Here is an 18,643-nt window from a genome sequence, read left to right on the forward strand (position 1 = left end):
ACGGCGCACCTCGCAAGCTATTAAACTCTGCCAATTTAAGAGATCGGTTCATTTGATGTATTTCATGTGTCAAATCTGCATTTTTTTGCTTTAATGCTAAGTAATTTCTTTGCATATAAAGTATTTCTTCAGCATCAGCCAAACGAGCCAAAGCCATTGTTAAAAGGTTCATTTCGTTCTGAAAATTGCGCTCATTGAAAGCCAATGTTTTAAAATTTTCTTCAACTGCTTTGTGGTCTATATGGCTCTTATTGGTCTTTGACCATTCGCAGTAGTATTTGATTTTTGGTGCTGCCAAAATGCCCGCAATAACCTTGCAAATTCCTTTAGGGCTAACATAGATCAAGCCCCATTTTTCTGGTAATTCTTCAGGTTTAATCAATCCATTTGGACAGATAAAGTAACGATATTTCCCGATACCAGTTTCAGGATTCATACGGTGCGGTTTTTTCTTATCTGCTAAAAAGTCTGATCGGCTCATTTTCGCTTCTAGCAAGAAAGTTAAAGTATTTACACCATGACGTATCCCAAATACATCGGGATTTTCCCCATAACACGCAGGTTCAACGATTGCAAAGTGACAACCATGACCATTGGCAGATTCAGGACGTTTTAAGAAACGTGCACCAATTTCGCATAGTTTACGATGGTTTAATTCAGTCATGATCACCTCGCAAAGCATCTTTTAGCTTATTGTTTTGCTGTGTGAGTTCATCAATTTTTACATCATTCATTTTTATAATGTCATCACAAGCCTGATAATTATCGACTGTGCGCTGTTTTTCACGTTCTAATTCAATTTTGAGTGCTTCAATTTTTTCTTGGCATTGCTCTTTTAGCTCTTTTTCTCGCTCATACGCTGTTGCAAATACATCTATATCATCATGAGCTATATCTATCTCAGCTTGTCTTGATTTTTGCCCCATCGAAAAGGCTTCCAATCTTGTGCAATTCGTTGAGTGCTGATTTTTTTTACAATACTCATCAAAAGTTATTTCTTGTCCATGAGGTTCAACAATCTCTGTATTTTTCATCTCATGAATTTTATTCAACCCATGCTCAGGACTTTTCACCCAAGCATCATAAACAAGGCGATTTGAAAATAAATATCTATATCCATTTTTTTGGATTGGCATATCGTTGTCTGTTAAAAATTTCTCAAATTCTTGATAATGCTGAACATAAGCCACAGCGATACAAAGCTCCTTTAGCGAAATTAGCTCACCCATAGGTTTTGCGAATTGCTGCCATGATCCTAAAGTGAGATTGTAATAATAATGTCTATACCCTGCTCCATTCACAATCGCCTTTGCCCTCTCAATTCCGCCCACACGATCTATAAGAGCAAGTTCAGGACACGGCGCAGCATCACTCTCATTGCACATAAAAGTTTGCTGATTCTCGACCATACGCCCATAAATATAACCATCCTCAACCCGATCTAAGACAGCCTTGCCTTTAATTTGATTTCCTGAAAACTCTGTACTTGAATCAGAAGTAAAATCGACATATACAGTCATACCTGCACTTAATGTATTCATATACTTAACCTGCTTTCTGTAAAAAATTAGTATTGAAATCTTTTAATGTGCGTTTTTTTGCTTCATTTAAATTTTCTAGTTGCTCATCAGTAAACAGTCGTTTTTTTTGAAAAATTAGATAAAGTTGGCTTTTCGATGTATTTAAGTAATAACTCAGAAGTGATTTCATGTGCCTAGGCGCACAAAACACTGCTAGTTCATCAATTAAAGTATTTTGTTCAGCCAGTCGCTTTTTAAACCACTCACTTTGTGTTGAATAGTTTGCTGTTTCAGGTGCTTTTTGATCAAAATCCATTGAAATATAACGTGACTCATTCAGGACTTTTTCTTTCAAAAAATGTTCTTTGTCATGAATAAAAGACTGCACAACTTCGGATACAACACACATTGGGTAATGTGGTCGCCCACTTTTTTCAGCAATATTGATTAATGCTTGACGAATAATCACTGTATTCATATTTGTTCACCCTCTTTTTCAGGCAATTCATTCGGTATTGGTATTAATTCAACCGATTTACCCATCGTTTTTTTATAAAAATCTACAACTTGGCTTACGTCATAGATCCATGCAATTTCCCATCGTAAAGGTCTGCCATTACGATGATCCGTGTAGCTATAAAGGCAGTATTTACTGGCTCTATCACCTTTCTTGTAATAGCGACTTAACTCACCATCTAAGATCAATGCCTGTTCTGCACCAATACGAAAGCCATAGCGCAAAACCTTATTGAGATTCACGATATTGCCCATAACGCTTGATGACACCATGTACGGCGCAATCACCCTTTTTGAAAATTGACCAATCCTGATCCATGTTTTCTGCAACAACACGCTCAATACAATTTGGTGATAAATAACGGTGTGGAAATGGATAACCCATACAGCTACAGGTGATCGTTTTCGTAAGCTTCACAACTCGATAACCTTTATCTTTTGTTCCACATGTGCCACAACAAGGTAAGTTTTTATAATCAAGCGGATGCTTGCTTAATACCCTTCTTGCATTACATCTACGACAACGAACATTCACACCCATTTCAATCACCATCATCAAAAAGGTCTGCGTTTTCTTCATCACGCTTATATTGCAATGCTTGTTTTTTGATAATGTCTAACTCAAAAAATAAGTCATTACGTAACTCAATCAATAAACACTCAACAAACTGGTCATAGTGATTACAACTTTGCCGATACCATTGTCGAGATAGATCCTTTCGCATTGGAAAGCCATAACTGACCTTTTCTTCATGCGAATATTCTTTATTTCCGCTACCCTCACACTTTTCACATTTTTTTGTACCGATACGCCCTAAACCATTACATTTAGGACACTTACCCTTACTGTGAAAATGTGAATAAATCACCGCTTTGGTAATGCCGTATGCAAACTCACTTGGCTTTACTAGCTTTGATTTAAATTTTCTAAGTAACATTTCTTGCAAAATGACCTGCTGACAATATTTATGCAGTAGGTCCATGTTGTACGAACGCCGTTGTTCGATCATGGCGTATATGTACCAACTATGCTGCTCACCAAGCTTCGCCAGTACCCCACATAAATCAGTGATTTCTATCAATGGCGTTGAAGTTGACCCCACCTGATTTATGCTTTTTGGGTTCAACCGAGCGAATAACTCAATCATTAGCTTTTATCCTGGTGAATTACCTGATTTGTCGATGCAGGAATATTGAAAAAAGATTCGGGTAATTCATTCGAATTGGATAAATCACATTGGTAATAACCACGGTATAAATGACTACCAATTAAAAACTTATTACCTGATGCAATCTCTCTCGTAACGAATACATGAGCGATGCGATACCCTAAAAAAATTCCTAAATAGAAAAATATTCCTATCGCCAATAACACCAACACCCACTGCCCTAAACTCATTTTATTTTTCCTTTTAATTTGATCTTATTCGCCGTGATGACGATTAAAATTAGGGATTTACCCCATGCTTAGGCTATTAATTCAGCACTGTGATAAATCACGATCTTTGAAAAACTGATACAGCTTTTCGATATGGCTCATCTCAGCGGCATAAGGCATACGCTTAATGCTTTTGAGTAAAACCACTGAAAGTCCTGTTTCTTTGGAAATAAAAGGATGATGAATGGTGTAATGCAGCCCACGTCTGACGATCTGTTCTTTTTCATAGCGAATACTGCTTGATTCGATGACTTGTACTGTGCCGCCATTTTTCTCATACTCCGCCATTTCTTTTTCAAGCCCTGATCGGTCTTTTGTTGGACTGTAGACACTCATTTTCATTATTTACCCCTCACAAAAAGCAAACGGCTAAAGCCTTGCCGACAGCCTAGAATATAAATGCTATTTATAATTAATTCAATACTTATTTATATTTGTGAATACTTGTTTCATTTATATAAACTCGACTTGCGAAAATGGGAGTTCTATATATGGCTGATGATATTGTTAAAAAAAATGAATCTAAATTACTGAATGAGCTTTATGAAATTAAAAAAGCGAATGAAAGAGAAAAAGGTGTGATTTTTACTCAACAAGATATTGCGAACATTGGTGGGTGGACACAACCCAATGTTAGTTCTTACTTGCGTGGGAAAGTCGAGTTAAAAGAGGATTCTGCTGCGGTATTTTCTGAAGCATTGGGTGTGCCTGTATCTGCATTCAGCCCAAGACTTTCAGAAAAAATTAAAAAGCGTGAATTGCTTGCGTCTAACCCACAACTTAATAGTGTAAAAATATCTTATGTGCCAAAGTACAGCTTTAGCATGTTAGATGTGATCAGAAACCACATTAAAGACGTGACATATACTATGCCAATAACAAACGAAACAACGCCAATTGTGATGGACCTTTCAAAAAATGCTTTCAGTCTTACACTGGAAGATCGTTCTCTTGAGGGTACACATGAACAAGGAACGGTTTTCATCTTTGATCCATTGCTTACACCAAAACCGACTGACATGGTCTTAGCGGCAAAAGTAGATACACAAGGGGAATATGTAATTCGACAATATAAAGTAAATGAAATATTGGAAGATGGCACTGAGGTCTTTGAACTACATGCTTTTAATTCCGCCTACCCTACTCTTAGAAATAATTATGAAATACTTGCAGTTGCAACAGCAATCCAAAAAAATCTAAGATAATTTATCTTATTTTTTTTAAGCCCAAGTTTATAAACTTGGGCTTTTTTTAATTATTTTATAAATTTGCACATATTTCCTACAAATTAAATTATACACATAGCTATAAAATTATAACTAAAAACAATAATTTGACTAAAATATATAAATGAATATAAATTTTAATTTGATTTATATAAATAAACACATATACTAAAAAGACATAAAAAAAGCCAAACACGGTTAAATGTTTGGCTTAGTTCAAGCGGCTAGGTCGGTAAACCTTTCACGCTTTGGTATCCATCCACACACATGGAATAGATCAATGAATATTATCACATTCAAATCCTTTCTTTCGCTACTTCTGTTTTTTATCGTCAGTCTTTTTTCAATTAAGACACGTTTAGATGTGCTTGATTCACAGAAAGCTCAGGTTATTGCTAAAGGCGGTAATTTATCTTCTGCCCAATACCAATTAAAAAAATAAGGAGAAAGTCATGGGATTAAACCTCATTATGCCGCACCAACATATCCCTGTAAGTGCAATTAAACTCAGTATTTATAGTGATCCTTGCTGTGGAAAATCTACACTTGGTTTAGCAGGTCAAGATATTTTAATGCTTGATGCTGACTTGGGTTCTCATCGTGTTGATTTGCAGCTTAGACGCTCACCCATTCAGCGCATTGAGAATTGGATGCAGATTTCATTTTTAACTGAACAAGATTTAAAGCCATTTAAAATCATTGTATTTGATACGGCGCAACGCATCCTAGATTCAATTAAAACTCATTTAGCCAAAGATCAAAATAATGTTATTCGTTCAACTGGCAATTTAAAGCTTCATGTTCAACAACAAGCGAACAATACTTTTCAAACTTTTATTAATAAATTAATCAGTTGGAATAAAGATATTGTTTTTTTATCGCACGTACTTGAAGTCAAAAGCGATGAAGATAAGCCTGCTTATAAGTGTCCTGACATTGGCGGAAAAAATAAACAAGAAATTTATCGAATGGCAGATTGTATGGCGTACATGACTTGGGCAGGTACACCAGACAACCCAACTCGGCGCTTGCTCAACTTTGAAACAGGTAAAGCAGACTATCACTCTAAAGATTGTGCCAATTTAGGCAATATTGAATTACCTGATCTTATGCAAAACCCTAATTTCTTGTCAGACCTGATTGAAAAAATCAAAACCAAGCTGAATGAGATTCCTCCTGAAGTCCGTGAAGCCACTCGCATACAACAAGAATGGGAGCATTGGGAAAAAATCTGCAATGAAGCGAGGTATGCAAGTGAATTCAACACGCTCAAGCAAACGCTAGAAGATCAAAAAGATCACGCTAATTTTAGAAATATGTGGATCTGTCTATGCAACTGCGCCAAAGCAATGAATATGTCGTATGACGATGAAAAGAAAAAATGGTTTGAAACCGAGGTTAAATAAATGAATACACATGCAATTATCCTAGACACTGAAACCCATGATTTACATGGATTGCCGATTCAAATTGCCTATATGCCTTGCGATTTATCGCAAGGTGTATTGGCAGTAGATCAAAATGCCGTTTTTGATCAATTATTCAGCATTCCTGTGAGAATCAATTATGCATCAATGGCAGTACATCACATTATTGAATCTGATTTGATCAATAAACCTGAATACACGTTATTTAGACTGCCAAAGGACACGGCGTACATCATCGGGCATAACATTGATTACGACATTGCAGCGATTGCGAAATGCGGTATCAACACACAAACATTAAAGCCGATCTGTACTTTGGCTTTAGCACGTAAAGCTTTTCCCGATGCACCTAAGCATAATCTAGCAGCTTTGTCTTACTTCTTGTCTGAAGATCATGTCAAGACTAGAGAGATTTTAAAAAATGCTCATGATGCTAAAACAGACATCCTGATCACATCCGTTATTTTAGAAAAAATCATCGAAAAACTTGGTATTCAGTCGATAGAGCAACTGTACCAAGCATCAGAAATTGCGCTAAACCCGACATTTATTGATTTTGGTAAATACAAAGGTACGGCATTAGCCAATCTACCTGTTGATTATGTTCGTTGGTTACAGCGTGAAAACAACAATCAACGTCTATTGGCTGCATTAAAAAAATTACATGGAGAACGCTCATGAATGCCCTATCCCTACACACATTTTTATACAGCGCAAAGCTGAACGGTCGTACTTCACGTGGAGAAGTACAGGCGACTAACTCAACCCAAGCAATCAACATGGTGAAAGCGATGAATGAATTATTTTCTAACGTCACTGTCCGCACTGCTAAGCGTGGCAAATCAGTGAAAAGTTGTGAGGTGAAAACTTGAGCCAAGCAAAAACAATGGGTGCTTTGATTACCGAGAAAAAAGCACTCATGCGACAAGCTCAAAGAAACCCTGCACTTGCGGAAGCCCTGCAAGTGCAAATTGCAGAAATAGATTCAAAGTTAGATGCAAAAGTAAACCAATCCGATCAAAACCATTTACGTGTGTTTTATCGAATGGCGAAAGAATTATTACCACGTGAGGTTTTTAACAAGTTAGAAGATATTTCTTCTACACGTGTTCACAACCACACGCAAAAATCAAAATATCAAGGATAAATACAATGTGCGAAAAATGCGAAAAAGAGGTCGATGACCTGCTTTATACCTATCAAGTTATGAAACATGATTTTGCGGCTGAACAAGGTCATGATGTAGAACTCATTACAAGGGAGATGTTTAACCAAATGCGTGAAGACGCAGCACAACATGCTTTGGCAACAATCTCTAAAATTAACGAACAAGATGCTGAATTTAAGCTTGGCTTTAATGGTATCAATGCTTCAACGGAACGTGCTGCTATTATCTATATGCGCCAAATCATGATTGCACGTGAAGAAAAGCTACTTGATGAAATTAAGCACCTAAAAGCTAGTCTTGATGAACGCTTATCCAACCAAGGTGCTTATTTTAAATGCTAAATTAAGCGCATTAAAAAACCCAGTATCATTACTGGGTTTTTTTATATCCTTTGGTTTATATACCATTTTTCTTGTTATTCAACTCGCCGATCATTCTAACAACAAGCGCAACGGATGCTTTATTTTCCTTTTTCGCTATTTCGATTAATTCATCTTTGCTCATCTCACCACCTGCACTTACATATTTAGCCATAACATGCTCAGGAATATCATAATGATTTCTTTCTGCACGTTCTTTCTCAGGCATAAATAAATCGCCTGTAGCTTCTTTTTTGGTAATTTTGGGGTTGATAGGATTCTCAGGTTGCTCTATTTTCTCGTCTTGTACGTTTTTAGCTTGATTGGCTTCATCTGCATCACTTCCCTTATCTTCGTCCACAAGTGGCTCTTTTTGCTCATTCTGTGCGTTTTCAGGCTGATTATCTTCGTCTACAGGTGGCTTACTGTTCTTTTTAGCACTATGATCCACAAAACCTGCCAAAATTAATGCCTTTTCATAAGGTTCAATAATTCCATTCTTTAAATCATTTTCGATTTTTTTGGCTAATGATTTTTCATCTTGGTTAGGTGAAACCATCGTACTCAGATAGCCAAAGCCATCTATACAGTCATTCACATTTTTCGCTATAGTTTTAGAAAATAGATAGATTTGAGATTCTGATAGGGTTTTGATTGATGGTTTTTTTAAAGGTTTATTTTTTGTTTCTTTAATTGGTGTTACGTTTAAAGTCTTATCATCGTACTTATCATAGTTAAACTGAAAATGAGTGATCACTTTTCCAGTTTTAAACCCATTGTATTTTAAGTTGACAAAACCTGTCCCTGCATTAATTTGAGTCACAGCAATATCAAGAACACGCTTTTTAAAATCAGCTTTCATCAGATATTCGTCATCATCCAAGCCCAACATTAAGCGCAATTCATCATATTCAAATTTAGGTTGAAATTTAGCATTTCTCCATTTCATTAATAATTTGTATAGGCGTATTGCATATTTACTTTTTAATCGACCAATTTCTTTAAGATCCAATAAAGTAAATTCATCTTTTACCGCATAAATATAAGGTATTACCGCAGGTGCAAAGAATAGGCTGATTTCGCTTTTAGACTTCATTTCTCCTTTTCTGTGAATCCATCGACTACTTGTTGGTTTTACTACGCCTTGAGCATCCACATAATCAATCTCAAACGATCTTTCATAAATTGAATTTTTTGCTTCACATAATATTTCAAATGCAGTCGGGCGTGAAACACCAAAAGCCTTAGCGTATTGGTGAGCATGCAATACAATTTCCGTATCTGCTGTAAATGATATTCCGCCACGCTCCATCTCATTTACAAGTTGGATGGCTAAAAGTATTATTTTTTGCTCATTTGCTTCCATTCTATAAACAGATTCAATGAGCTTGTTTGCCTGCTTTGCAATTAAATCATGCTGCATATTTATCTAAACCTTATATCCATGAAAGAAAGATTATCGCAATGCTTATATGTGGTCAACTATATTTTTGTCACTATGTATTATTAGGGAATCGTCCACATGAAAATTTATGTTAGGGAATCGTCCATATATCGTTAGGGAATCGTCCACATGAAAATTTATGTTAGGGAATCGTCCACATGAAAATTTATGTTAGGGAATCGTCCATATATCGTTAGGGAATCGTCCATATATCGTTAGGGAATCGTCCATATAAGATATTAGGGAATCGTCCACATATCGTTAGGGAATCGTCCACATATCGTTAGGGAATCGTCCACATATATAAGCTACAGCCCTTTAATATCAATACACACAGCGATTATAAAAAAGAAAAAGAAAGTAAATTTAAAAGAGAAAGAAGAAAGCTTATTTTTAATAAAAATTTAAAAAATATAATTTAAAACCATTTTTGTACTAATTTCAGCCATAAATATATAAATCCAATTCCTTTTTCATAATTAATATATTTATATTTACTTATCAAACATATAGAGAAACAAAATGAAAATTTGTTAGGTAAACGTCCATATAAGGATTAGTAGTTGTTGATTTATATTGCTAATTTATAAACAAATGATTTTTAAAGAAATAAAACTAAAACATAAAAATATCATTAATATTTATAAAATATAGAATAATATTTATAAATATTGAGTTTTTTATAATCAAAATTATATTTAAAGAGATATGAGGGTATCTATAATTGAAAATATCAATATTTTAACTTCTAAATTTTTAACTATTTTTAGGTATCCATTTTAGAAAATAACAATTATAAACTTCATTAGGGATAGATCGAAATTTATCCACTACTTAATCATCAAAAGGAAAATCAATATGCCAAATACAAAAAACACAATAACCTCAGTTCTTAAAGAAGAAACTGAAGTAGATATACTCTCAAATATAGGACAACTTACGGAGCTAGATACAACTTCTAAAACTCGAGTTTTAGCTGTTGCTGAAATTGAAATTTTAAAAACAAAATTTTATGGGGTTTATGAAAAAACAGAAAATGGTATGGCGTTCCTTGTTGCTCCAACATCTCCAACATCTCCAAAAGAATACAAAATAAAAGAAATTATTAAGGAACTTACAGATTACGGCGTTGATGAAAATGCTTTCAAGGAAAAACTAAACAGTATTTTACCAAAAGACAAAGCAGATCAATTTGAAGAAATAAGTATAACACTAAACACATTATTCTTTTACAGACTACAAGAGAATAATAAACCAGCTGAATATGAATATGCTTTTTCAATTCAAATTAATTTAGATGAATTTGCAGATATTGGTTTTGCTAAATTAGAAAAAGTTTCTTTATCAATTTGGAATACACAACGTGAAAAAGTAATTGAACAAATGAATCTCAAATCTATAAATGAATATCTAAATGATTATTAAACTTAAATATAGAAGCCATATTCTAATTTTTTAGAGTGTGGCTATATTATAATATCAGGGGTTGAATATGAATAATAAAATTGGATTTATTGCAAAAGGTCAAATTTTTGATATTAAAACAGAAATTTCTATCTTACTAAAAAAAAATGAAAAATTATTATTTGTTTCATTCTCAAATGAAAATACAAATTTAGAATATTTATTTAAACGCTCTGAAATAGGAGTAAGCTCCTTAAATACTCAACTCCGTCTATTCTCTGATCCCCAATTATATTTCAATGCATCAACACGGATAGGGAATGATTTTTTAGATTTGTCATTAAATTTATGGAAAGATAAGGTTTTAAAAGATCATAAAAATAAACATGAAGTTGCTGAATTAAATTGTCATATTTTCAAGGTTGATAACATTGTTCAATTAACAATGAAACTGGATAGAAATTTTCTAAGCTCAAAGGGTGAAGATGTTGTAGAAAAAACAATTAAAAATTTTCTTGAATTTTTATCAATAGAATCAACTACACTAGTTTTAAGAAATAAACCATTAAATAGCTTAGCTTTAGACCATTTTAAAAAAGCTTCAACTGGAAAATTTCCAGAGATAATTATTAACAGTTACAATGAAAATAAAATAGTCAGCTATTCTGAATTTGACTTATCAAAAGGAGAAGATAATGCTTTTAAAAAAGGGTTGAGAATTCTAGCAAACTATAAAAGAATAGATCTCATCATTTCATCTTCAGGTAACCCTATTCCTAATGCATTATTAATTTGTCATGTAGAAAATCAAATATCATGTAACGAATATAATTACATATTAAAAGAACTTAAATTTGGGATAGTTGATAGTAAATTTAGCGTATCAGGTAATTTTAACCTTTTATTGAATAAAATAAATTTAAATTTCACATTAAATGGAAGCTTGTCCCTAAAAAATTTCACACTATCAGCATCAACAAAAGATACAATCCCTCTCAATAATAAATATAGTTTTTCGCTTTTAAGTTTACTCATTGGTATTTCTCCAGTTAGTGGCATCATGTTTGGAATGACAGGGCAAATTTCAATTATAGGGAAGCATAAAAAAAATATTAATGTATTCGGTGGGTTTGTAATTACACCAGTTAATATTCCATTGATTACATCTGCTGTATCATCATCAGATGGTAGAATTTCACTTATGGATCTTGTCATTGAAATTGCAGATATTGATATCCTTGGAATTGAGTTTTTAGATAATGTAGCAGTAGGAGATTTTGAGTTTCAAATTCCAGATGACAAAAAAAATAGAATAAACTGCTGGGATAAAAGACCCTCGAAATATGCAGATCCATCAGAAATAACAGCTTTTAATAAAAATATGTCTGAAGAGTTCAATGCTTTTATGCCTGAGATATTTCATTTATCAGATTTCAATAAAATTGAAATCACTGTAGTTGAATCAACAGACAAATACAGTGTTGAAGCTCTTACCATTTTGACAGATACCTCCAAGATGCGTCATTATCGAGTGACGAAAGATGGTATTGTTTCATTAAGCTGTCAAATATATTCATGTAATGAAAAAATAACAATTGGTGAGTATGAAATGCCAATAGGATTCTTTTTCTGTGGAACATTAGAAGTATTCTCAGTTAAAGTAAAAGCATTATTTAATGTTAGTCCAAGTGAATTTATAACTGCTGTTGTACAAATATCTCCAATTAGTTTTCAAGGAATTTTTGAATTAACTAAGTCAAATGCCCCAAACTATTCTGGTATAGAACCTGTTGAAAATTCTGGTTTGGCTGGTACTTTAATTGATAAAAATAACGATGGACCAACCGTTTATTTCAATGTAAATATTATACAAAATGAAATGGAGCTATTTGTAAGTGCAAGATTGATGATACTTAACCTGTTTGGTTTTGATGCATATGTAATAAAAAAAGAGAATTTAGTTTTAGTTAATATTTGCGCTACCATGTATGGATTTGAAATTTTATTATTCTTAATGGCAAGTTATGAGGATTTCAGTTCTGGTAAATTTGCAGCAAAATTAAAGTTTGATACCAATAAATTCATAGAAGCAATGCAAGCAGCTCAACAAGTTCTAAGAGACTTTGCCAAAACTAAACAAGAATGTATTGATACTGCCAAGAATGCTTTATTACAAGCCCAAGAAAATGTAACAAGTCTAGGAAATACCTTAGAATATTATAATGAGAGAGTTGATGAACTTAGAGGGGAAATTAGTTGGTGGCATCCTATCGACTCTTGTATTGCATTAGCAAAGATAGCAATTTATGAGTCATTAATTATCAGTGTAAAAGTTGCAATAGCTATTGCTCATAGTGTTCTAGATATGGCAAGAAAAGTATTAGAAGGTGTTGATGCAATAACTGATTTTGCTCTAAGTGCTATTATTCAGCTGATCAATTCAATAACAGAAATTCTTTGGTTAAATTCAATAGAAATAGCCATTCAACTTGATACTTGTACTCAAAAGGTTGAATTAAATTTGGAATTACATGTTCTTGGCAAAGATGTACCAGTAGGTTGTAAATTGGATTTAAAAGAACTAAACCCTAGTAATCTAGCTCGCTATTTGAGCAGCTCAATAGTTCAAGGAGTTGTTCAAAAAACCAAGGAAATGATTGGCTTTGGATATATAAAAAACGAAAGTTTTGACATGGATGAATACCCTTCATTAAAGGAAATACAGGAGAGTCTTAAAGAAAATACACAACAATTTATCGAACTACATGAATTTCAAAATTCAATGGAAGATTTTATGATTAATATTCATAGTTCAAGTCTTCAATGTTATGGTCATCTACCAATAGGGTGGCAAAAAAATGTGACGGAGGTAGATGAAATACGTTTAAATCTAAGATTAATAAAAAATCATTGTACATGTTTCTATGATGAAGAATTTGTTGATAATTTAGCATTCTCTATAAATTATATTAAAGATCAAAATAGAAAATTAAACTCTAATTTAAATTTAAACCCACAAGAAATAAAGGAATATGAGGATGTATTAAATACAGTCGAAAAATTATATCAGTTAAAGACGACCTTAAATTCAAATCACGATGCTGGCTCTCTTTATTCCCGCATTGATGAGCTACCAGAAATTTTAAATATGCATCGCAATCAAAAAACTAATGTTAATTATCAAAGAAAATCAAAAGAAGATTCAGATCGTGAATTTATTAGAAAATTAGATGATCTCCATGCAGATATAGCTGTTAATGAAACTAACTCTGTAATGAATAATTTTAACAGTAATATTTTAAAAATTATTAATGAAAATCTTCAAAATTGATTTTTAACTAATTGTGCGAAATTCCCCATCCATAATCTTTGATTTGGGTGGGGATGGATATGAGAGCCTGTAAATTATTTTGTGTAAGTTCCATTTTTTATAAATGATCTTTTAGTCGATCATCGAAATGAATCGTAAACCAATTCATTGCTAAACGCCAATTTTGGAAAAGGTATGTTTGCAACGCTTAGACTTACATCACAAACTAACGCATCACTTGATCTGTGAAAACCAAGCGACCACGTATGCAGTAGAAGATTTAGGGATTAAAAACATGGTTAAGAACAGTAAACTTGCCAAATCCATTTCTGATGTGGCATGGGGACAGTTCTTAACACTGTTGGAATATAAGGCTCAGTGGTATGGTAAGAATATTCTTAAGATTGGTCGATTTATGCCAAGCTCAAAAACTTGTTCATTCTGCGGTTATAAGATGGAAAAGCTACCGTTAAGCATAAATGTAAGCCTAAACATTCGTAATTTCGCTTTAGCTAATGCACTAGGGCTTAGTGCTGTGTAAAGAGTTCCTGTGCCACAATACTTGTCAGTGCAAGTGTGGCATCGAAAGGTGTGATCAATTTGATTACATAGGTCGCAAAGATTCCCCCACTATAACCAACGGTTTAGTGGTGGGAGTATGTCAACTTAATTGTTCTATACGCCAAATATGAGCTGCTGTTTTAGCCATTCTAGTCTGTCTTTCTTGAACTTGCTTGGGCTTCCATTCTGAATATTCAGCTATATTCTGAGCCATTGGAACCTTACTTTTAGCTAAATATTCTTTTTTAATATTAAAAGGCTTGTTTTCTATTTCTTTATTTATGGAGTTTTCACAAATTACCATGTTTCCTAGCCGATAAATCATATTCATTGCATCACGACCATTAAAATCATCCCAATCTTCTTCTGCATTTTGTGGGAAAATATGTTCTATATTATAATGTTCATCATCTAAATCTAGTTTAATGCCACTATCTTGGTCAGAAATTTCATTCAAAATATAACGAACAACTTTTCTGTTTCGGGAAGATGTTGTTTTTATTTCTTTATCAATAAAGTTAGATTTAAATACCGTATCTTTCACATAAATAGACTGTAATTGGCTTATAACATCAGATGTTTTTATTTTATTACCTGCAAGACTATTTAAATATACAGCAGCCTTGTGATATGTTCTTTCTTGGTCACCTGTATGAAAGCCACTAATTACGTTGTAGCGTAAAGATATATAAACACAAGATTTTAATACTTTTTCAAATTCACCAATTTCAAGATGTCTATAAGATGCCATTAAAAATGAGTATGGTTGTTTTACGCTAAAGGTTTTAAGTTGTTCTGCATATTTTCGTATATTTGATGAAATCTGAGTTGTTGTTGATGGAGATGTAAGTGTTAAATATACATCGATATCTTGATCCATATCTCGAATTAATTGAAATACTTCAGCTCTATTAGCAACTTTTTCTCTTACCCGTTTAAATAATTCAGAATGTCTTACAAACGAATGCCGACTATTCCAAAAAGTTCTTAAAAAATCAGGAAAACTTTCTGCACCTAGGCGATCAACTAGATTTTCCCAATGGCGTTCTAAGTCTGCTAACTCAGGTTCGCTATTTATTGAATTTGAATCACGATGAATTACTGAAAATAGATAATTTTTTAGTAGATCAGTTGAGGATAGACGTACTCCCCTTGCATTTAATGTCTCAAAAACTTTATATGCATTTAATTCATTATTCACAGTAATAACAGTAAAAAATAATTTATTACTAATTTGTTCAATAATGGTTGCTACCTTAACTCCTTTAGTGTCATCACTCTTTATAAACTCCGAAATTTTTTTATCAAACCAATCTGATGCTTTTCGTAAACTATGTTCAGATGTTTTAAGATTACGCAGAGGCATTTTTTCTGCTAATGGAACTAAATATGTTTTATAAAAATGATCATTATTACGATTCAAAGTTAATTTATTTTTTGATTGAAGTGTTATAGGGTCCAAGTAACCAATATAAGTACTTCTTAATTGTTCCAATCTTTGCTTATTATTTTCTGCCTCGTCACCTTGGTTTATAATTCTATTTAAATTCTTTAAGCCTGCGAGAACAATAATACTTAAAGTAGTTAATCGTTGTTGACCATCAATGACAAAGAACTCTTTATCATCAGAAGATTGCAGCACAAGATACCCCATATAATGAGCATCATTATGAATAGATTCATTATTGTCTTCTAAAACATTTAGTATATCTTCCCAGAGATCATCCCATTCTTCATCAGTCCAGCTATAGTCTCGTTGGAATCTTGGAATACTATAAGTTAAGCCGTTACCAATCAATTGTCGATAGGTTTGGTTAACTGTTTTGAAATTAGTTGCAGACATAGTACTTTACCCTAATTTTATGCTTTGCATGTTTGCTAACAATTGTACTACTAACAGATATTCTTTTATCACATTGATTTTTTTTGTTTATATTTTTAATAAAAATGTCTGAAAATACATATTTTCAGACATTTTCCATTTTTTAAGGGTAAAATCGTTCGCTGTACGTGAATGAAATTAAAAAATGAAGGGTGTTATGCCCTTCTATAAAAATACAGAGGGTAGAAATTTGACAAAAAGTGGTAAGGCTCCGTATGTAGAGCCTGACGATCTGCTATTGACCTTTGAATCGCTCAAGGGAAAACATGCGCTTAGAAATAAAGTCATTCTGTATTTTTCGCACTATCTTGGCTTACGTGCCAAAGAACTTGCGGCACTCAAGGTTAATGATGTGTACGACATAAAAAGAAAAACACTCAGGGAAACGATCCGCTTAATTGGTGCATATACCAAAGGTGATAAATATCGTGAGGTTTTCTTGGTGAATAATGATGCTAAAAAATATGTATTGGAATATCTGATTTACGACCGCACAGACATTGAGCTTAGTTCACCATTGTTTCAGTCGCAGAAAATTACAAACTGCCGTAACGGTCACTTCTCCGCAGATACTATGCAAAAGATGATTGCCAATGTTTACAAACATGCAGGGATAAAAGCAACATCACATAGTGGAAGAAGATCATTTGCAACAAATTTAATTAATAAAAATGCGGACATTTTTTCTATACAACAACTCATGGGGCATAGCTCTATAGCAACAACACAAGAGTATTTTTCATCAAATCCAAATAAATTAAAGAGTGAGTTATCTAAATTAAATTAATAGCTTATGATTATCAAAATAATATATTTATATTATTTTTATAATTTAAATATATTGTATATTAAATATATATATGTGTATTGGTATATGTACTTATATATTTATATATGTATGGTTGTATTTGCGTATGTGTGCATACACGCATAACTTGGTATATACTTCTGTAGCTATGTCGGTAAACATACATTCACACACAAATATAAAAGGATAGTCCTATGATCTTATTGGTTGCGAACTCAAAAGGCGGCGTGGGTAAAACGAGCCTTGCGACATCTATTCTTGCGGAACTGTCTAAAAACTTCGCCGTGATCGGCGTGGACCTAGATAGTGCAAATAAAACTGCATCGGGTGACTGGTCGGAAAACCGTACAGAAGAACAGGGCAAGTTTTATTATTTATCAGGTGACATTACGCAAGAGTTGGTAAATGCAGCAGCCGACTACGATCATGTTGTTGTTGATTGTGGTGGTTTTGATAATGAGGAATTTAGACGTGCAATCGCTGTTGCAGACGCAGTTTTAATCCCATTATTAGTGGGTTCAACTGCGAATATTTTAGGTATGCGTAAAGTAGCCACGATTATTGAAGAAATTCGCAAAGATAAAGCCCCAAAAGTACACGGCGTTGCAGTACGTGCACCAAACCTAGGTAAAAGCGCAGAACTTAGTCGAGTAATTGACGAAATTATTGAAGATCCACTTGTGCAAGCTTGCTCAACAACAATTGGGGACCGTGTTTGGTATGGTCGGGCACAAGATGAATATAAGGGTATAACCGAGTTCAAAGGCTTAAATCATCGTGAACAACGTCTGATTGACGTTGCGGTGAATGAATTTATGATTTTATTTAATGATATTTATGGTGAAACAAAATGAATTTACCTGCACGTGGTAGCAAACTACCACCAAGAGAAACAGGCAATACTGATAAACCTGTAGAGGAAGTAATTAAGGAAGCTCCTTTAAAAACTTCAGCAGCAGAACAGACCAATCCTGTTCAGTCGGAAAATGAACTAAAACCGTGGTTGGTAGGTGAAAAGCTTGATGAAGCCGAGCTATCAAACCTAACACGTGTAAAATCATTCAATATTGATTATTTAACATTGGCAAAACTTGAGTTTGTATTAAATGCAAAAAAGGCTGAAAAGCGTGGGGTAGGTCAGAAAAAACCAAATGAAACGATTTTAGTTTTAGAAGGTTTAAACAAGCTACTGGATAGTGAATTAAAGAAAATGGGGTATAAGCCTTGAAACAAAAAGTCAGCATTGAGCTGACTTTTTAATATATAAATAATTTATAAAATAATATAAATATTTTTTGCCTAAGCTGAATAATTGCAATAAAAAACCACCTATGGGAATAGGTGGACTTGCTAAAACTACAGCGCATAAAATTAAATTGATTGACAAGCGCACGTTCAGCTTTTGGCTTACTCGATTTCTTGTTGTTTTGCCCTTATCCACTCATGGGTATGGACTATCTTCAAAACGCACCGCTTTAACACGGATTCAATCAAAACTTTATATGGGCGCTATGAAGCGAAAACATAGATGAAAACTTCACAGCCCGATATAAAGGTGCCTGTCTTTCCAAGCTGTCATT

The 18,643-nt window shown here is 33.5% G+C and carries 23 protein-coding genes; 13 read left to right on the plus strand and 10 right to left on the minus strand.

All coding sequences use genetic code 11. The features are described 5' to 3' along the window. The 8 genes from AVJ19_RS17640 to AVJ19_RS17675 all read right to left on the minus strand — a co-directional run. The coding region (locus AVJ19_RS17640; RefSeq protein ID WP_228203396.1) for an adenylosuccinate synthase at positions 1-664 on the minus strand (664 nt) is incomplete at its 3' end. Continuing rightward, the gene (locus AVJ19_RS17645; RefSeq protein ID WP_111860941.1) at positions 657-1,541 is read right to left on the minus strand and encodes a hypothetical protein; all 885 of its coding nucleotides are present in this window, start codon (positions 1,539-1,541) and stop codon (positions 657-659) included. The genes AVJ19_RS17645 and AVJ19_RS17640, both read right to left, overlap by 8 nt. A gap of 4 nt (positions 1,542-1,545) precedes the next feature. Continuing rightward, the gene (locus tag AVJ19_RS17650) at positions 1,546-1,998 is read right to left on the minus strand and encodes a hypothetical protein (protein ID WP_111860942.1); all 453 of its coding nucleotides are present in this window, start codon (positions 1,996-1,998) and stop codon (positions 1,546-1,548) included. Continuing rightward, the gene (locus AVJ19_RS17655) at positions 1,995-2,279 is read right to left on the minus strand and encodes a hypothetical protein (RefSeq protein WP_228203397.1); all 285 of its coding nucleotides are present in this window, start codon (positions 2,277-2,279) and stop codon (positions 1,995-1,997) included. The genes AVJ19_RS17650 and AVJ19_RS17655 overlap by 4 nt, the downstream gene beginning before the upstream one ends. Next, on the minus strand, positions 2,266-2,619 hold the full coding sequence (locus AVJ19_RS17660) for a hypothetical protein (protein WP_162626642.1): 354 nt from the start codon (positions 2,617-2,619) through the stop codon (positions 2,266-2,268). The genes AVJ19_RS17655 and AVJ19_RS17660 overlap by 14 nt, the downstream gene beginning before the upstream one ends. Beyond that, on the minus strand, positions 2,579-3,184 hold the full coding sequence (locus AVJ19_RS17665) for a hypothetical protein (protein WP_111860945.1): 606 nt from the start codon (positions 3,182-3,184) through the stop codon (positions 2,579-2,581). Before AVJ19_RS17665 ends, AVJ19_RS17660 begins: the two co-directional genes overlap by 41 nt. Continuing rightward, positions 3,184-3,435 carry a hypothetical protein gene (locus AVJ19_RS17670; protein ID WP_111860946.1) on the minus strand — a complete coding sequence of 84 codons (252 nt, stop codon included), beginning with the start codon at positions 3,433-3,435 and terminating at the stop codon, positions 3,184-3,186. Before AVJ19_RS17670 ends, AVJ19_RS17665 begins: the two co-directional genes overlap by 1 nt. 81 nt (positions 3,436-3,516) lie before the next feature. Further along, positions 3,517-3,816, minus strand: a complete 300-nt coding sequence (locus AVJ19_RS17675; protein WP_111860947.1) for a hypothetical protein — start codon at positions 3,814-3,816, stop codon at positions 3,517-3,519. 149 nt (positions 3,817-3,965) lie between these two features. Here AVJ19_RS17675 and AVJ19_RS17680 point away from each other — a divergent pair, with 149 nt between their 5' ends. From AVJ19_RS17680 to AVJ19_RS17705, 7 genes are all read left to right on the plus strand, one after another. Continuing rightward, positions 3,966-4,679 (plus strand): helix-turn-helix domain-containing protein, encoded by a 714-nt coding sequence (locus AVJ19_RS17680; RefSeq protein ID WP_111860948.1) that lies wholly within the window; start codon positions 3,966-3,968, stop codon positions 4,677-4,679. Between the two features lie 301 nt (positions 4,680-4,980). Next, positions 4,981-5,142 carry a hypothetical protein gene (locus AVJ19_RS22090; protein WP_162626643.1) on the plus strand — a complete coding sequence of 54 codons (162 nt, stop codon included), beginning with the start codon at positions 4,981-4,983 and terminating at the stop codon, positions 5,140-5,142. Between the two features lie 10 nt (positions 5,143-5,152). After that, positions 5,153-6,106, plus strand: coding sequence for an AAA family ATPase (locus AVJ19_RS17685; RefSeq protein WP_111860949.1), 954 nt, complete (start codon positions 5,153-5,155; stop codon positions 6,104-6,106). Further along, positions 6,107-6,808, plus strand: coding sequence for a putative quorum-sensing-regulated virulence factor (locus tag AVJ19_RS17690; protein WP_111860950.1), 702 nt, complete (start codon positions 6,107-6,109; stop codon positions 6,806-6,808). Continuing rightward, positions 6,805-6,999 carry a hypothetical protein gene (locus AVJ19_RS17695; protein WP_111860951.1) on the plus strand — a complete coding sequence of 65 codons (195 nt, stop codon included), beginning with the start codon at positions 6,805-6,807 and terminating at the stop codon, positions 6,997-6,999. Before AVJ19_RS17690 ends, AVJ19_RS17695 begins: the two co-directional genes overlap by 4 nt. Further along, positions 6,996-7,274 (plus strand): hypothetical protein, encoded by a 279-nt coding sequence (locus AVJ19_RS17700; RefSeq protein ID WP_111860952.1) that lies wholly within the window; start codon positions 6,996-6,998, stop codon positions 7,272-7,274. Before AVJ19_RS17695 ends, AVJ19_RS17700 begins: the two co-directional genes overlap by 4 nt. A gap of 5 nt (positions 7,275-7,279) precedes the next feature. Further along, positions 7,280-7,636: a hypothetical protein gene (locus AVJ19_RS17705; protein ID WP_111860953.1), complete on the plus strand. Its 357-nt coding sequence runs from the start codon at positions 7,280-7,282 to the stop codon at positions 7,634-7,636. Between the two features lie 55 nt (positions 7,637-7,691). Here the strand turns inward: AVJ19_RS17705 and AVJ19_RS17710 are convergent, their stop codons facing one another. Beyond that, the gene (locus AVJ19_RS17710) at positions 7,692-9,077 is read right to left on the minus strand and encodes a RepB family plasmid replication initiator protein (protein ID WP_111860954.1); all 1,386 of its coding nucleotides are present in this window, start codon (positions 9,075-9,077) and stop codon (positions 7,692-7,694) included. Positions 9,078-9,956: 879 nt separating this feature from the next. On the opposite strand from AVJ19_RS17710, the gene AVJ19_RS17715 reads away from it, so the two are divergent. The 3 genes from AVJ19_RS17715 (at position 9,957) to AVJ19_RS17725 (ending at position 14,353) form a co-directional block, all read left to right on the plus strand. Beyond that, the gene (locus AVJ19_RS17715; protein ID WP_111860955.1) at positions 9,957-10,523 is read left to right on the plus strand and encodes a hypothetical protein; all 567 of its coding nucleotides are present in this window, start codon (positions 9,957-9,959) and stop codon (positions 10,521-10,523) included. Positions 10,524-10,590: 67 nt separating this feature from the next. Continuing rightward, on the plus strand, positions 10,591-13,833 hold the full coding sequence (locus AVJ19_RS17720; RefSeq protein WP_111860956.1) for a hypothetical protein: 3,243 nt from the start codon (positions 10,591-10,593) through the stop codon (positions 13,831-13,833). A gap of 178 nt (positions 13,834-14,011) precedes the next feature. Continuing rightward, positions 14,012-14,353: an IS200/IS605 family accessory protein TnpB-related protein gene (locus tag AVJ19_RS17725; RefSeq protein WP_228203398.1), complete on the plus strand. Its 342-nt coding sequence runs from the start codon at positions 14,012-14,014 to the stop codon at positions 14,351-14,353. 120 nt (positions 14,354-14,473) lie between these two features. Here AVJ19_RS17725 and AVJ19_RS17730 read toward each other — a convergent pair whose 3' ends face one another. Next, on the minus strand, positions 14,474-16,216 hold the full coding sequence (locus tag AVJ19_RS17730; protein WP_111860957.1) for a DUF262 domain-containing protein: 1,743 nt from the start codon (positions 16,214-16,216) through the stop codon (positions 14,474-14,476). Between the two features lie 184 nt (positions 16,217-16,400). Here AVJ19_RS17730 and AVJ19_RS17735 point away from each other — a divergent pair, with 184 nt between their 5' ends. The 3 genes from AVJ19_RS17735 (at position 16,401) to AVJ19_RS17745 (ending at position 18,291) form a co-directional block, all read left to right on the plus strand. After that, the gene (locus AVJ19_RS17735) at positions 16,401-17,042 is read left to right on the plus strand and encodes a tyrosine-type recombinase/integrase (RefSeq protein ID WP_228203399.1); all 642 of its coding nucleotides are present in this window, start codon (positions 16,401-16,403) and stop codon (positions 17,040-17,042) included. 215 nt (positions 17,043-17,257) lie between these two features. Beyond that, a complete protein-coding gene (locus tag AVJ19_RS17740; RefSeq protein ID WP_111860958.1) occupies positions 17,258-17,917 on the plus strand; it encodes a hypothetical protein in 660 nt (219 codons plus the stop codon). Beyond that, on the plus strand, positions 17,914-18,291 hold the full coding sequence (locus tag AVJ19_RS17745; RefSeq protein WP_111860959.1) for a hypothetical protein: 378 nt from the start codon (positions 17,914-17,916) through the stop codon (positions 18,289-18,291). Before AVJ19_RS17740 ends, AVJ19_RS17745 begins: the two co-directional genes overlap by 4 nt. Positions 18,292-18,643: the final 352 nt, after the last annotated feature.

The sequence above is a fragment of the Acinetobacter sp. CFCC 10889 genome, assembly GCF_003268395.1.
Classification (GTDB): Bacteria; Pseudomonadota; Gammaproteobacteria; order Pseudomonadales; family Moraxellaceae; genus Acinetobacter.

Coding starts and splice junctions, on each gene's coding strand:
- AVJ19_RS17645 (WP_111860941.1), bottom strand. CDS start 1,541: ATGAATACATTAAGTGCAGGTATGACTGTATATGTCGATTTTACTTCT.
- AVJ19_RS17650 (WP_111860942.1), bottom strand. CDS start 1,998: ATGAATACAGTGATTATTCGTCAAGCATTAATCAATATTGCTGAAAAA.
- AVJ19_RS17665 (WP_111860945.1), bottom strand. CDS start 3,184: ATGATTGAGTTATTCGCTCGGTTGAACCCAAAAAGCATAAATCAGGTG.
- AVJ19_RS17670 (WP_111860946.1), bottom strand. CDS start 3,435: ATGAGTTTAGGGCAGTGGGTGTTGGTGTTATTGGCGATAGGAATATTT.
- AVJ19_RS17675 (WP_111860947.1), bottom strand. CDS start 3,816: ATGAAAATGAGTGTCTACAGTCCAACAAAAGACCGATCAGGGCTTGAA.
- AVJ19_RS17680 (WP_111860948.1), top strand. CDS start 3,966: ATGGCTGATGATATTGTTAAAAAAAATGAATCTAAATTACTGAATGAG.
- AVJ19_RS22090 (WP_162626643.1), top strand. CDS start 4,981: ATGAATATTATCACATTCAAATCCTTTCTTTCGCTACTTCTGTTTTTT.
- AVJ19_RS17685 (WP_111860949.1), top strand. CDS start 5,153: ATGGGATTAAACCTCATTATGCCGCACCAACATATCCCTGTAAGTGCA.
- AVJ19_RS17690 (WP_111860950.1), top strand. CDS start 6,107: ATGAATACACATGCAATTATCCTAGACACTGAAACCCATGATTTACAT.
- AVJ19_RS17695 (WP_111860951.1), top strand. CDS start 6,805: ATGAATGCCCTATCCCTACACACATTTTTATACAGCGCAAAGCTGAAC.
- AVJ19_RS17705 (WP_111860953.1), top strand. CDS start 7,280: ATGTGCGAAAAATGCGAAAAAGAGGTCGATGACCTGCTTTATACCTAT.
- AVJ19_RS17710 (WP_111860954.1), bottom strand. CDS start 9,077: ATGCAGCATGATTTAATTGCAAAGCAGGCAAACAAGCTCATTGAATCT.
- AVJ19_RS17715 (WP_111860955.1), top strand. CDS start 9,957: ATGCCAAATACAAAAAACACAATAACCTCAGTTCTTAAAGAAGAAACT.
- AVJ19_RS17720 (WP_111860956.1), top strand. CDS start 10,591: ATGAATAATAAAATTGGATTTATTGCAAAAGGTCAAATTTTTGATATT.
- AVJ19_RS17730 (WP_111860957.1), bottom strand. CDS start 16,216: ATGTCTGCAACTAATTTCAAAACAGTTAACCAAACCTATCGACAATTG.
- AVJ19_RS17735 (WP_228203399.1), top strand. CDS start 16,401: ATGAAGGGTGTTATGCCCTTCTATAAAAATACAGAGGGTAGAAATTTG.
- AVJ19_RS17740 (WP_111860958.1), top strand. CDS start 17,258: ATGATCTTATTGGTTGCGAACTCAAAAGGCGGCGTGGGTAAAACGAGC.
- AVJ19_RS17745 (WP_111860959.1), top strand. CDS start 17,914: ATGAATTTACCTGCACGTGGTAGCAAACTACCACCAAGAGAAACAGGC.